Source organism: Pseudomonas sp. SAS7, from assembly GCF_052112345.1.
Classification (GTDB): domain Bacteria; phylum Pseudomonadota; class Gammaproteobacteria; order Pseudomonadales; family Pseudomonadaceae; genus Aquipseudomonas; species Aquipseudomonas putida_Q.
On the sequence record NZ_JBEGGO010000006.1, the window covers coordinates 318,768 to 332,384 of the forward strand.

9 protein-coding genes are annotated in these 13,617 nt (G+C 61.1%); 4 read left to right on the forward strand and 5 right to left on the reverse strand.

Annotated features, from left to right (window positions below):
• Positions 1 to 127 precede the first annotated feature (127 nt).
• From ABI582_RS12690 to ABI582_RS12700, 3 genes are all read right to left on the reverse strand, one after another.
• Entirely contained in the window at positions 128 to 724 is a 597-nt protein-coding gene (locus ABI582_RS12690; RefSeq protein ID WP_019472569.1) for a DUF924 family protein, read from the reverse strand.
• Between the two features lie 3 nt (positions 725 to 727).
• Positions 728 to 1,738 (reverse strand): class 1 fructose-bisphosphatase, encoded by a 1,011-nt coding sequence (locus ABI582_RS12695; protein WP_012274595.1) that lies wholly within the window; start codon positions 1,736 to 1,738, stop codon positions 728 to 730.
• 299 nt (positions 1,739 to 2,037) lie between these two features.
• On the reverse strand, positions 2,038 to 4,488 hold the full coding sequence (locus ABI582_RS12700; protein WP_338745489.1) for a glycogen/starch/alpha-glucan phosphorylase: 2,451 nt from the start codon (positions 4,486 to 4,488) through the stop codon (positions 2,038 to 2,040).
• Between the two features lie 184 nt (positions 4,489 to 4,672).
• On the opposite strand from ABI582_RS12700, the gene ABI582_RS12705 reads away from it, so the two are divergent.
• Entirely contained in the window at positions 4,673 to 5,077 is a 405-nt protein-coding gene (locus ABI582_RS12705) for a YkgJ family cysteine cluster protein (protein ID WP_003249225.1), read from the forward strand.
• A gap of 196 nt (positions 5,078 to 5,273) precedes the next feature.
• On the opposite strand, the gene typA is transcribed toward ABI582_RS12705, so the two are convergent.
• A complete protein-coding gene (gene typA, locus ABI582_RS12710) occupies positions 5,274 to 7,097 on the reverse strand; it encodes a translational GTPase TypA (RefSeq protein ID WP_016489590.1) in 1,824 nt (607 codons plus the stop codon).
• Between the two features lie 127 nt (positions 7,098 to 7,224).
• On the reverse strand, positions 7,225 to 8,679 hold the full coding sequence (gene thiI / locus ABI582_RS12715) for a tRNA uracil 4-sulfurtransferase ThiI (protein WP_442119336.1): 1,455 nt from the start codon (positions 8,677 to 8,679) through the stop codon (positions 7,225 to 7,227).
• Between the two features lie 491 nt (positions 8,680 to 9,170).
• Here thiI and glnA point away from each other — a divergent pair, with 491 nt between their 5' ends.
• From glnA to ntrC, 3 genes are all read left to right on the forward strand, one after another.
• Positions 9,171 to 10,577, forward strand: a complete 1,407-nt coding sequence (gene glnA / locus ABI582_RS12720; protein WP_043200634.1) for a type I glutamate--ammonia ligase — start codon at positions 9,171 to 9,173, stop codon at positions 10,575 to 10,577.
• A 354-nt stretch (positions 10,578 to 10,931) separates the two neighbouring features.
• The gene (gene glnL / locus ABI582_RS12725) at positions 10,932 to 12,017 is read left to right on the forward strand and encodes a nitrogen regulation protein NR(II) (RefSeq protein WP_016489593.1); all 1,086 of its coding nucleotides are present in this window, start codon (positions 10,932 to 10,934) and stop codon (positions 12,015 to 12,017) included.
• A complete protein-coding gene (ntrC, locus tag ABI582_RS12730; protein WP_442119337.1) occupies positions 12,014 to 13,450 on the forward strand; it encodes a nitrogen regulation protein NR(I) in 1,437 nt (478 codons plus the stop codon). Before glnL ends, ntrC begins: the two co-directional genes overlap by 4 nt.
• The last annotated feature ends 167 nt before the right edge of the window (positions 13,451 to 13,617 follow it).

Sequence of the window (13,617 nt, forward strand, 5' to 3'; positions counted from 1 at the left end):
ACCATTGGTCGGATGGCCACTACTGTGCGATTAATCACAAAGCATTAACCGCGTGCCAATAAAAAGGCCGCCCCTTTTCAGGGGCGGCCTTGCGTCGCGATGGCCTGCGCAGCAGGCCCCGTGGGCATCAGAATCTGGACCCAGGCTCCAGCAAAAAGTCCATTTCTTCGCTGGTGCTCGGCCGCTCCAGCACCAGGTTGCGGTGCGGGAAACGCCCAAACCGGGCAATCACCCGCTGGTGCTGCTCGGCATAGTCCAGGAAGCCTTCGAACAGCCGCCGGCTGGCTTCGGGCTGCTCGTCCAGCAACAACTGATAACGCTCGACACACAGGTTCTGCCAGTCCAGCACCTCGGCATGCTCCAGCACCAGCAGCACGAACACACGCTGGATCGGCAGCAGCTGGTAGTCCCAGCCCTTCTGCAGGCCCTGCATGGCCACCACCTGGGCACGCCGGTCGCCCTCGAAGGCGCGCGGCGTGTCGCGGTAGATCATGCGCGGCAACTGGTCCAGCAGGATCAGCAAGCCCAGCCAGCCCTGCGGGCTTTGCTGCCATTCCTCGAGCCCGCCCGCCAGGGCGTGCTCGACCAGGTCGCCAAACAGCGCATGGGCATCGGCATCGTGATGCTTGCCGAACCACAGCGTGCTCTTCTCGTCAGCCACGGCCTGGGCACTGGTGCCCCAACCGAACCACCATTCCAGCAACGGCTGCCAAGGTGCGAGCATGACTTACTCCTTGTGGTAGGCGGTGACGCGCTCTACCTCTTCCTTCGAGCCAAGGATCACCGACACGCGCTGGTGCAGGCTTTCTGGCTTGATGTCGAGGATGCGATCGTAACCGTTGGTAGAGGCGCCGCCTGCCTGTTCGATGATGAACGACATCGGGTTGGCTTCGTACATCAGGCGCAGCTTGCCCGGCTTGCTTGGCTCGCGGGCGTCACGTGGGTACATGAACAGGCCGCCACGGGTCAGGATGCGGTGCACGTCGGCCACCATCGAGGCGATCCAGCGCATGTTGTAGTTCTTTTTCAACGGGCCGGTTTCGCCGGCCAGCAGTTCGCCCACGTAGCGTTGGACCGGGGCTTCCCAGTGACGCTGGTTGGACATGTTGATGGCGAATTCGGCGGTGGTCGCCGGCACCTGGATGTTTTCGTGGGTCAGCACGAAGCTGCCCAGTTCACGGTCCAGGGTGAAGCCCTTGACGCCGTTGCCCAGGGTCAGGATCAGCATGGTCTGCGGGCCGTAGATGGCGTAACCGGCGGCGACCTGCTCGGTGCCTGGCTGCAGGAAGGCTTCTTCGTTCAGGCTTTCGTTCTGGCTCAGGTACTGGTTAGGGCAACGCAGCACCGAGAAGATGGTGCCGACCGAGACGTTGACGTCGATGTTCGACGAACCGTCCAGTGGGTCGAAGACCAGCAGGTACGCGCCTTTCGGGTATTTGCCCGGGATCTGGTAGGCATTGTCCATTTCTTCGGAAGCCATGCCGGCCAGGTGGCCGCCCCACTCGTTGGCTTCCAGCAGGATATCGTTGGAAATCACGTCCAGTTTCTTCTGGACTTCGCCCTGCACGTTTTCAGTGCCCATGCTGCCCAGCACGCCGCCGAGGGCGCCTTTGGACACGTGATGGCTGATTTCCTTGCACGCACGCGCCACCACTTCGATCAGGAAGCGCAGATCGGCAGGGGTATTGTTGCTGCGGGTCTGCTCAATCAGATAGCGACTCAGGGTAACGCGGGACATGTATGGCTCCGAAAGGATTGGGGAAGTAAAAACCCCCGCAGTTTACAGGGAGAGTGGCGGGCTAGCGAGCAATGAGACTCGCCACGGCTCTCAGACGGCACAATAGGTCGCTAGTTCAGCCTTCGCCAGGCCGGCTGTCTAATTGCTCCAGGCTTGCGCAATCTCTGTAGGAGCGGCCTTGTGTCGCGATAGGGCCGCAAAGCGGCCCGCGGTTCTCAGCTGTAACGCAAAGATTGCCGGGGCCGCTTTGCGGCCCTATCGCGACACAAGGCCGCTCCTACAAAGACCGCGGTCGCTTGTCAGTCGAGGGCCTTCCAGATGTCGGTGGCATATTCGCGAATGGTGCGGTCCGACGAGAACCAGCCCATCCGTGCCGTGTTCAACACCGCCATGCGCCACCACTCCTGCGGCGTGTGCCACAGTTCCTCGACCCGCCGCTGGGCATCCCAGTAGGCATCGAAGTCGGCACACACCAGGAAGCGGTCATAGGCCACCAGCCCGTCGATCAACCCGGCGTAGCGTGAAGGGTCGTCTGGCGAGAACACACCGCTGCGAATGGCCTGCAGCACGTCGCTCAAGCGGTTGGAAGCGGCAATGGCGGCATTGGCACCAAAGTCACCGGCACGCTTGCGCGCCTCGACCTGCTGCGCAGTGAGGCCGAAGATGAACATGTTGTCGGCGCCCACCTGTTCGCACATTTCCACGTTGGCACCGTCCAGGGTGCCGATGGTCAGCGCACCGTTCAGGCCGAACTTCATGTTGCTGGTACCGGAGGCTTCATAACCGGCCGTGGAAATCTGCTCGGAAAGGTCTGCCGCCGGGATGATGCTTTCTGCCAGGCTGACGTTGTAGTTGGGCAGGAACACCACCTTGAGCAGGCCGCGCACGGTCGGGTCGTTGTTCACCACCCGGGCGATGTCGTTGGCCAGCTTGATGATCAGCTTGGCCTGGTGGTAACTGGCCGCAGCCTTGCCGGCAAAGATCTTCACCCGCGGCACCCAATTGGTGCCAGGGTCGTTGCGTATGGCCTGGTACAGCGCCACGGTGTGCAGCAGGTTGAGCAACTGGCGCTTGTACTCGTGGATCCGCTTGACCTGCACATCGAACATCGCTTCGGGGTTCACCGTGACCCCAATGCGGTCCTGGATGATGCTGGCCAGGGCGCGCTTGCTGTGCAGGCGCTGAGCGGCGAACTGCTTGCGGAAACTCGCCTTGTCGGCAAATGGCACGAGGCCAGCCAGAAGCCCTTCAGGGTCGTCCTTGAGCCCCGGCCCGAGCGCTTCGACCAGCATCTCGGTCAGCTGTGGGTTTGACTGGTACAGCCAGCGGCGGAAGGTAATGCCGTTGGTCTTGTTGTTGATCCGTTGCGGGTAGAGCTTGTGCAGCTCGGAGAACACCGTGCTTTTCATCAGCTTGCTGTGCAGCGCAGACACCCCGTTGACGCTGTGCGAGCCGAGGAACGCCAGGTTACCCATGCGCACCCGGCGGCCGTTGTCTTCCTCGATCAGCGATACGGCGCGCAGCACGTCGAAATCGTGCAGCCCTTTGGCCCGCAATGCGTCGATATGGTAGGCATTGATCAGGTAGATGATCTGCATGTGCCGCGGCAGCATGCGCTCCATCAGGGCTACCGGCCAGGTTTCCAGGGCCTCGGGCAGCAAGGTGTGGTTGGTGTAGGCGAGCGTGCCCACGGTCAGCTCCCAGGCCTTGTCCCACGGCACTTCGTGCTGGTCTACCAGCAGGCGCATCAGCTCTGCCACGGCAATCGAAGGGTGCGTGTCGTTGAGCTGGATGGCCGCGGCGTCGGGCAGGTTGAGCAAGTCCTTGTGCATGTTCAGGTGGCGGCGCAGCAAGTCCTGCAGCGAAGCCGACACAAAGAAGTACTCCTGGCGCAGGCGCAGTTCCTGCCCGGCCTCAGTGCTGTCGGCCGGGTACAGCACGCGGGAAATACTCTCGGCCCGCGCCACTTCGGCCACCGCCCCCAGGTGATCACCGGCATTGAAGCGCTCCAGGTGCAGCTCTTCCAGCGCCCGCGCACGCCACAGCCGCAAGGTATTGACGCTGGACCCACGCCAGCCCACCACGGGCGTGTCGTACGCCACCGCCCGCACCGTTTCGCCTGGCGACCATACCTGGCGCTGGGCACCACTGGCGTCGTTCACGGTTTCGACACTGCCGCCGAAGCTGATCGGGTAGATCACCTCGGCACGCTCGAACTCCCAGGGGTTACCGAAGTCCAGCCAGTTTTCGGTCTGTTCCTGCTGCCAACCATCGACCACGGCCTGACGGAACAAACCATGCTCGTAGCGGATGCCGTAACCATGGGCGGCAATACCGAGGGTGGACATGCTTTCCATGAAGCACGCCGCCAGGCGACCGAGACCACCGTTACCCAGCGCGGCGTCGGGCTCGAGCAGACGGATACGCTCCAGGTCCACATCCAGCCCTTCCAGCGCATCACGGGCGATGTCCAGCAGGCCAAGGTTGCTCAGGCTGTCGTACAGCAAGCGCCCGATGAGGAACTCGAGGGAGAGGTAATAGACCCGCTTCTGGCTACGGCGGTAGGCCAGGCGGGTATGGTCCATCCAGTGGTCGACCATGTGATCGCGCGCGGCCAGGGCGATGGCTTCGAACCAGTCGTGGTCGAACGCATGCTCCGGGTCCTTGCCAACGGCGTAGGTCAGTTTGTTCAGTACAGCGGCACGAAATTCGGCCACCTCGGCGTCACGTGCTTCGGGTTCCTGGGACATGCGGCATCCTCTGGCAAGTTGACGAAAGCGGAGGGAGATTGATGAGACTAGCCCCTTCGACAGGGAGTGACAGTTAGTGTTCGCAGTTTTCATGCCCACTTTGCCAATCCGGCAAAAGGTTGTTCATAAATTGAACAATTCCGGTATGATCGCGCGCCCCAAGACCGTGATCCACCCTATAAAGATGAAAACGACCCTGATCGCCGCGGCCGAAGTCGACCGCCTGGAGACCTGGCAGCGCTATACCAGCAACATGTGCCATGGCTGCCATTCGACCTGCTGCACCCTGCCGGTGGAGGTGAAGATCAAGGATCTGATCCGTATCGGCGTGGTAGACGAGTTCGAGAAAGACGAACCGCCGAAGAACGTGGCCAAGCGCCTGCAAAAAGAAGGCATCATCGAGCGCTTCAACCAGAAGTCGGGCATCTTCACCCTGACCCGGATGAGCAACGATGACTGCATGTACCTGGATCGTAAGAGCCGGCTGTGCACCATTTATGACAAGCGCCCGGATACCTGCCGCAACCACCCCAAGGTCGGGCCGCGGCCGGGGTATTGCGCCTATAAGCCCAAGGTGGTCGGGCGCTGATCCTGCTTTACATTTGAGATCCTGGGGCTGCTTTGCAGCCCTATCGCGACACAAGGCCGCTCCTACAGGAGACCGCGGTAACTTGTAGGAGCGGCCTTGTGTCGCGATAGGGCCGCAAAGCGGCCCCAAAATCTCAAGGTAAAAAAAACGCCCCCGGCCTTTCGACCGGGGGCGTTTTCATTCAGCCAGAGCTAACTCAGCTGTTTTTGGCTTTCTTGGCAGCGCGGGTACGCTCGCTTTCGTCCAGGATCTTCTTGCGAAGACGGATGGACTTCGGCGTTACTTCGCACAGCTCGTCTTCCTGGATGTATTCCAGAGCCTGTTCCAGGGTGAAGCGAACCGGCGGAACCAGGGCGATGACTTCGTCTTTACCCGAAGCACGCATGTTGTCGAGCTTCTTGCCCTTGGTAGGGTTGACGCCCAGGTCGTTGTCGCGGCTGTTCTGGCCGATGATCTGACCGTTGTAGATCTCCTGACCGTGCTCGACAAACAGCTTGCCACGCGCCTGCAGGGTTTCCAGCGAGTAGGTCAGCGCCTTGCCGGTTTCGACCGAAACCAGTACGCCGTTCTGACGGCCGGACATGTGGCCGGACTTCACCGCGTCGTAGCGGTCGAAGATCGAGGTCAGGATGCCTGCACCGTTGGTCAGGGTCAGGAACTGGTTACGGAAACCGATCAGACCACGCGCCGGAATGTTGTATTCCAGGCGTACACGGCCCTTGCCATCCGGAACCATGTTGGTCAGGTCGCCTTTACGCAGACCCATTTCTTCCATCACCTTGCCCTGGGATTCTTCAGGGATATCGATGGTGACGTTTTCGAACGGCTCTTGCTTGACGCCGTCTACTTCACGAATGATTACTTCCGGGCGGCCCAGGGCCAGCTCGAAGCCTTCGCGACGCATGGTTTCGATCAGTACCGACAGGTGCAGCTCGCCACGGCCCGAGACCTTGAACTTGTCTGGGGAATCGGTTTCTTCAACGCGCAGGGCAACGTTGTACAGCAGCTCTTTGTCCAGGCGGTCCTTGATGTTACGGCTGGTGACGAACTTGCCTTCCTTGCCGCAGAACGGCGAGTCGTTGACCTGGAAGGTCATCGAAACGGTTGGCTCGTCAACGGTCAGCGGCTTCATCGCCTCAACGGCAGTCGGGTCGCACAGGGTGTCGGAGATGAACAGCTCGTCGAAACCGCTGATGCAGACGATGTCGCCAGCCTGGGCTTCTTCAACGTCAACGCGGTGCAGGCCGTGGTGGCCCATCAGCTTGAGGATACGGCCGTTACGCTTCTTGCCGTCAGCGTCGATGGCAACAACCGGGGTGTTCGGCTTGATGCGACCACGGGCAATACGGCCAACGCCGATAACACCCAGGAAGCTGTTGTAGTCCAGTGCGGAGATCTGCATCTGGAACGGGCCGTCACGGTCAACAGCTGGCGCTGGAACGTGGTCGATGACAGCCTGGTACAGGGCAGTCATGTCTTCGCCCATTTCGGTGTGGTCCAGACCGGCAATGCCGTTCAGGGCCGAGGCGTAGACCACTTTGAAGTCCAGCTGCTCGTCGGTAGCGCCGAGGTTGTCGAACAGGTCGAAGATCTGGTCCAGAACCCAGTCAGGACGCGCGCCCGGGCGGTCAACCTTGTTGATCACGACGATTGGCTTCAGGCCGGCTTCGAAGGCCTTCTTGGTTACGAAGCGGGTTTGCGGCATAGGGCCGTCTTGAGCGTCGACCAGCAGCAGCACGGAGTCGACCATCGACATTACACGCTCAACCTCGCCACCGAAGTCGGCGTGGCCGGGGGTGTCGACGATGTTGATGTGGTAGCCGTTCCAGTTGATGGCGGTGTTTTTCGCCAGAATGGTAATACCGCGCTCTTTTTCCTGGTCGTTGGAGTCCATGACGCGCTCGTCGTTGAGCTCGTTACGCTCCAGAGTGCCGGACTGACGCAGGAGTTTGTCGACCAGGGTGGTTTTACCATGGTCAACGTGGGCGATGATGGCGATGTTACGCAGATTTTCGATCACAAGTGTATCTCGATCAGAGGATTCGGTTGCCGCCAGTGTAGGCGGCCAATATGTACTGTTTAAGGCTCAGCGGGCCCGGCGGTCGGGAGGGCGATGGCGGATACTGCCGCCAAACAGCCCCGGCGTCTTATGTCGGACGATAAACACGCACATTGGCATGTCCCTCACTGAGCAGATGGTGTGCGTGCAAACGGCTCATCACACCCTTGTCGCAATACAGCAAGTACTGGCGCGTCGGGTCCAGATGCTTGAACTTGCTGTTGATGGCATAAAACGGCATGGCCTGGACTTCGATACCTTCCAGTACCAGGGGTTCGTCTTCCTGGGCATCGGGGTGACGAATGTCGATGACGATCTGGCCCGACAGTGCCTCGGCCACTTCCTCGATTTCGACATCCTTGCCCAGCTCGTCGATCACATGGTCGATGGAGATCAGCTTGGCGCGCTCCAGGGCGCGCTCCAGCACGGCCATGTCGAACTGCTTCTCTTCATGCTCCATGCGGTGGCGCTTGGCGTGAGTGGTCGGGTTTACCGAAATCACGCCGCAGTATTCTGGCATGTGCTTGGCGAAGTCGGCGGTGCCGATTTCGTTGGCCTGGTCGATGATGTCCTGCTTGTGGCTGGCCAGCAAAGGGCGCAGCACCAGCTTGTCGGTGGCCGAGTCGATGATCGACAGGTTCGGCAGAGTCTGGCTGGACACCTGGGAAATGGCCTCGCCAGTTACCAGGGCGTCGATCTCCAGGCGGTCAGCCATGTGCGCGGCACCGCGCAGCATCATGCGCTTGAGGGTCACGCCCATGTAGCTGTTGTCGACCTTGTTGAGGATCTCGCCGACCACTTCCTCGAACGGCACGCTGATGAACAGCACGCGCTGGCTGCTGCCGTACTTCTTCCACAGGTAGTGGGCCACTTCCATTACGCCCAGCTCGTGGGCACGGCCGCCGAGGTTGAAGAAGCAGAAGTGGGTCATCAGGCCACGGCGCATCATCTGGTAGGCCGCCACGGTGGAGTCGAAGCCACCGGACATCAGCACCAGGGTCTGCTCCAGGGCGCCCAGCGGGTAGCCGCCGATGCCCTGGTGCTGGTTGTGGATGACGTACAGGCGCTGGTTGCGGATTTCGATGCGTACCAGCACTTCAGGCTTTTTCAGCTCGATGCCAGCGGCGCCACACTGCTGACGCAGCTGGCTGCCGACGTAACGGTCGACGTCCATCGAGGTGAAGTCATGGTGGCCCCCGCGCTTGCAGCGCACGGCAAAGTGCTTGCCGGCCAGCAAGTGGCCGAAGTGCTGCTTGCACTTGGCAACGATGTCGTCGAAGTCACCCAGCGGGTATTCCTCTACCTGCAGGAAATGGGTGATACCCGGTGTGCAGGTGAGGCGCTCGATGATCTCGCGCTGGACTTTTTCGTCATCGATGCGGGTAACCACTTCGAGATTGTCCCAGACACCATCGACCGCGAGCTCAGGATCGAGGTCCTTGAGCACGTTGCGGATGTTCTTGGCGAGCTGGCGGATGAAGCGCTTGCGCACCGGCCGGCTCTTGATGGTGATTTCTGGGAAGACTTTGACGATAAGTTTCATTGGTTAACAGCGCGCGCAGGGCCTGCCGAAAATGTGGGGCGCGAATTATAGCGGAAACTGCTCAGGATTTGACCAACTTTTGATCAGAAGCTTTGAGATAAATGCAAGGCTGGGGTTTTGTGGCGCCTGTTCCGGCCCTTTCGCGGGTAAACCCGCTCCTACAGGGGTTTGCACAGTCCTCGAAATCCGTGCGGTCCCTGTGGGAGCGGGTTTACCCGCGAAGAGGCCCTCGGAAAAGGCACAAGACTCACCAGGCGCACCATAATAGTGCGCACCCACCAAAAACCGCATCGTAAGGGTGCACTTTTGCCCGCCAACTCGCCGCCAAATGCCCGCAAACGCCTGCTTTTATCCCACCCTCGCCATTTTCGGGCACTGGCATGCAATTTGCTCCCTTGTGAGGCAGGTAAGCTTGGCCGACTATCCGCGCCCGGCAACACCCTTTTTCCAGGGCAGCGGCCCACCGCGCTCTAGACCCTCCGGAGGACAACATGTCGAAGTCGGTTCAACTCATCAAAGATCATGACGTCAAGTGGATTGATCTGCGTTTCACGGACACCAAAGGCATTCAGCACCACGTGACCATGCCGTCGCGTGATGCGCTGGACGAAGACTTCTTCGAAGTCGGCAAGATGTTCGACGGTTCCTCCATTGCTGGCTGGAAAGGCATCGAAGCTTCCGACATGATCCTGATGCCGGTTGACGACACTGCCGTCCTGGACCCGTTCACCGAAGAACCTACCCTGATCATCACCTGCGACATCGTCGACCCGTCGAGCATGCAGGGCTACGATCGCGACCCACGTGCGATCGCCAAGCGTGCCGAAGAGTACCTGAAGAGCACCGGCATCGGTGACACCGTATTCGCAGGCCCGGAGCCAGAGTTCTTCATCTTCGACGAAGTGAAGTTCCACTCGGACATCTCCGGTTCGATGTTCAAGATCTTCTCCGAGCAAGGCTCGTGGATGACCGGCGCTGACGTGGAAGGCGGCAACAAAGGCCACCGTCCAGGCGTGAAAGGCGGCTACTTCCCGGTTCCGCCGTTCGACCACGACCACGAAATCCGTACTGCCATGTGCAACGCACTGGAAGAAATGGGCCAGATCGTTGAAGTTCACCACCACGAAGTGGCGACTGCCGGCCAGAACGAAATCGGCGTCAAGTTCAACACCCTGGTGAAGAAAGCTGACGAAGTACAGGCCCTGAAATACGTCGTGCACAACGTTGCCGACGCCTACGGCCGTACCGCCACCTTCATGCCGAAGCCACTGTACGGCGACAACGGCTCGGGCATGCACGTGCACATGTCGATCTGGAAAGACGGCAAGAACACCTTCTCGGGTGAAGGCTATGCCGGCCTGTCCGACACTGCCCTGTACTTCATCGGCGGTATCATCAAGCACGGTAAGGCCCTGAACGGCTTCACCAACCCGTCGACCAACTCCTACAAGCGTCTGGTCCCAGGCTTCGAAGCCCCGGTAATGCTGGCCTACTCGGCTCGTAACCGTTCCGCCTCGATCCGTATTCCTTACGTCGGCAGCCCGAAAGCCCGCCGTATCGAAGCACGCTTCCCGGACCCATCGGCCAACCCGTACCTGGCCTTCGCGGCCCTGCTGATGGCTGGCCTGGATGGCATCCAGAACAAGATCCACCCAGGCGATGCTGCCGACAAGAACCTGTACGACCTGCCACCAGAAGAGGCCAAGGACATTCCGCAAGTGTGCGGCAGCCTGAAAGAAGCCCTGGAAGAGCTGGATAAAGGCCGTGCGTTCCTGACCAAGGGCGGCGTGTTCTCCGATGACTTCATCGATGCCTTCATCGAGCTGAAGTCGGAAGAAGAGATCAAGGTCCGTACCTTCGTGCACCCGCTGGAATACGAGCTGTACTACAGCTGCTGATCTGATCGGCGCCTCGCGCCGGTGAAATGATCACGACGGCCTCCTTCGGGAGGCCGTTTTCGTTTGCGCCCCACGCAGAACCCTCGCCACCCACGCTATGCTCTATCTTGGTGCAAGATTGAGTGCAGCGCCCCGATTTGCTCCCCAATCTGGTTCACATTAAACGTTTCACCAAGACTTTCTGATCCGAATTTGCGCAGATCCAGGCCTTTATCGGCAAATCCCGCTTCTTTTCGGAGCTTTGGTTTGTTTCTTGCATTTTTTCTGCGGAGAGACACATCAGCCGATGCACCCCGAGCCCGGCCCTGGCCAAAGAAGTGCCAGGCAAGCGCCAAAAGAGGTCAACGACGCCTTATGACCATCAGCGATGCGCAGCACCGTCTGCTACTGGACAACCTGACCACCGCCACGTTGCTGCTCAACGCCGAGCTGCGCCTGGAGTACATGAACCCGGCCGCGGAAATGCTGCTGGCCGTCAGTGGTCAACGTAGCCATGGGCAGTTCATCAGCGAGCTGTTTACCGAATCGACCGAGGCGCTCAGCTCGTTGCGCCAGGCGGTGGAGCAGGCGCACCCGTTCACCAAGCGCGAAGCGCAGCTCACCTCGCTGACCGGGCAGACCATCACCGTCGACTACGCGGTAACCCCCATCCTCAACCAGGGCCAGACCCTGTTGTTGCTGGAGGTGCACCCGCGCGACCGGCTGCTGCGCATCACCAAGGAAGAGGCCCAACTGAGCAAGCAGGAAACCACCAAGATGCTGGTGCGCGGCCTGGCCCACGAAATCAAGAACCCCCTCGGCGGCATTCGCGGCGCGGCCCAGCTGCTGGCCCGCGAGCTACCCGAAGAAGGCCTGCGCGACTACACCAACGTGATCATCGAGGAGGCCGACCGCCTGCGCAACCTGGTCGACCGCATGCTCGGTTCGAACAAGCTGCCGTCGCTGGCCATGACCAACATCCACGAAGTGCTGGAGCGGGTCTGCAGCCTGGTCGATGCCGAAAGCCAGGGTTGCATCACTTTGGTGCGCGATTACGACCCCAGCCTGCCGGACGTGCTGATCGACCGCGAGCAGATGATCCAGGCCGTACTCAACATCGTGCGCAATGCCATGCAGGCGATCAGTTCGCAGAACGAACTGCGCCTGGGCCGCATCACCCTGCGCAGCCGCGCCTTGCGCCAGTTCACCATCGGCCATGTTCGCCACCGCCTGGTCGCGCGGGTGGAGATCATCGATAACGGCCCGGGCATTCCACCGGAACTGCAAGACACCCTCTTCTATCCCATGGTCAGCGGCCGCCCGGACGGTACCGGGCTGGGCCTGGCCATTACCCAGAACATCATCAGCCAGCACCAGGGCCTGATCGAGTGCGAAAGCCACGCAGGCCACACCGCCTTCTCGATCTACCTGCCCCTGGAACAAGGAGCCACCGCCTCATGAGCCGAAGTGAAACCGTATGGATCGTCGACGATGATCGCTCCATCCGCTGGGTCCTGGAAAAAGCCCTGCAACAAGAAGGCATGACCACCCAGAGCTTCGACAGCGCAGACGGGGTGATGGGCCGCCTGGCACGCCAGCAACCGGACGTGATCATTTCAGATATCCGCATGCCGGGCGCCAGCGGCCTCGACCTGCTGGCACAGATCCGCGAACACCACCCGCGCCTGCCGGTCATCATCATGACCGCCCATTCCGACCTCGACAGCGCCGTGGCGTCGTACCAAGGCGGAGCCTTCGAGTACCTGCCCAAGCCGTTCGATGTGGACGAAGCCGTCTCGCTGGTAAAGCGCGCCAACCAGCACGCCCAGGAGCAGCAAGGCCTGGACGTGCCACAGAACCTGGCGCGCACACCGGAAATCATCGGTGAAGCCCCGGCGATGCAGGAGGTGTTCCGCGCCATCGGCCGCCTCAGCCATTCCAACATCACCGTACTGATCAACGGCGAGTCCGGTACCGGCAAAGAGCTGGTGGCCCACGCCCTGCACCGTCACAGCCCGCGTGCAGCGTCGCCGTTCATTGCCCTGAACATGGCGGCCATCCCCAAGGACTTGATGGAGTCCGAGCTGTTCGGCCATGAGAAAGGTGCCTTCACCGGTGCTGCCAACCTGCGCCGGGGCCGTTTCGAGCAGGCCGATGGCGGCACCTTGTTCCTCGACGAAATCGGCGATATGCCCGCCGACACCCAAACCCGCCTGCTGCGGGTGCTGGCCGATGGCGAGTTCTACCGCGTTGGCGGCCATGTGCCGGTCAAGGTCGACGTGCGCATCATTGCTGCGACCCACCAGAACCTGGAGTCGCTGGTGCAGGCGGGCAAGTTCCGTGAGGACTTGTTCCACCGCCTGAACGTGATCCGCATCCACATTCCGCGGCTGGCCGACCGCCGCGAGGACATCCCTGCCCTCGCCCGCCACTTCCTCGCCCGCGCCGCGCAGGAGCTGGCAGTCGAGCCGAAGATCCTCAAGCCGGAAACCGAAGAGTTCATCCGCAATCTGCCGTGGCCGGGCAACGTGCGGCAGATGGAAAACACCTGCCGCTGGATCACCGTGATGGCCTCCAGCCGCGAGGTGCTGATCGGCGACCTGCCGCCCGAGCTGCTGAACCTGCCACAGGATGCCGCACCGGTCACCAACTGGGAGCAGGCCCTGCGCCAGTGGGCCGACCAGGCGCTGGCGCGTGGGCAGTCGAACCTGCTGGACAGCGCGGTGCCGAGTTTTGAACGGATCATGATAGAGACGGCGCTCAAGCACACCGCCGGACGGCGCCGGGACGCGGCGCTGTTGCTGGGTTGGGGGCGTAATACCCTGACGCGCAAGATCAAGGAGCTGGGGATGAATGTGGCGGGTGGGGATGACGAGGAAGTTGACGACCACTGAGCTCCAGGGTAACCCGTAAGATCTATGGGGCTGCTGCGCAGCCCATCGCGACGCAAGGCCGCTCCTACAGGAGAACGCGAACCCCTGTAGGAGCGGCCTTGATCTGGTCAAGTAATTTTGGACACTGGTTAAGGTTCATGCCGCTGCCCTGAGCTTTTCCTCCATGG

What these genes read in the sequence shown, in the direction of transcription:
- ABI582_RS12690 (WP_019472569.1), bottom strand. Translation starts at nt 724, where the DNA reads ATGCTCGCACCTTGGCAGCCGTTGCTGGAATGGTGGTTCGGTTGGGGC.
- ABI582_RS12695 (WP_012274595.1), bottom strand. Translation starts at nt 1,738, where the DNA reads ATGTCCCGCGTTACCCTGAGTCGCTATCTGATTGAGCAGACCCGCAGC.
- ABI582_RS12700 (WP_338745489.1), bottom strand. Translation starts at nt 4,488, where the DNA reads ATGTCCCAGGAACCCGAAGCACGTGACGCCGAGGTGGCCGAATTTCGT.
- ABI582_RS12705 (WP_003249225.1), top strand. Translation starts at nt 4,673, where the DNA reads ATGAAAACGACCCTGATCGCCGCGGCCGAAGTCGACCGCCTGGAGACC.
- thiI (WP_442119336.1), bottom strand. Translation starts at nt 8,679, where the DNA reads ATGAAACTTATCGTCAAAGTCTTCCCAGAAATCACCATCAAGAGCCGG.
- glnA (WP_043200634.1), top strand. Translation starts at nt 9,171, where the DNA reads ATGTCGAAGTCGGTTCAACTCATCAAAGATCATGACGTCAAGTGGATT.
- glnL (WP_016489593.1), top strand. Translation starts at nt 10,932, where the DNA reads ATGACCATCAGCGATGCGCAGCACCGTCTGCTACTGGACAACCTGACC.
- ntrC (WP_442119337.1), top strand. Translation starts at nt 12,014, where the DNA reads ATGAGCCGAAGTGAAACCGTATGGATCGTCGACGATGATCGCTCCATC.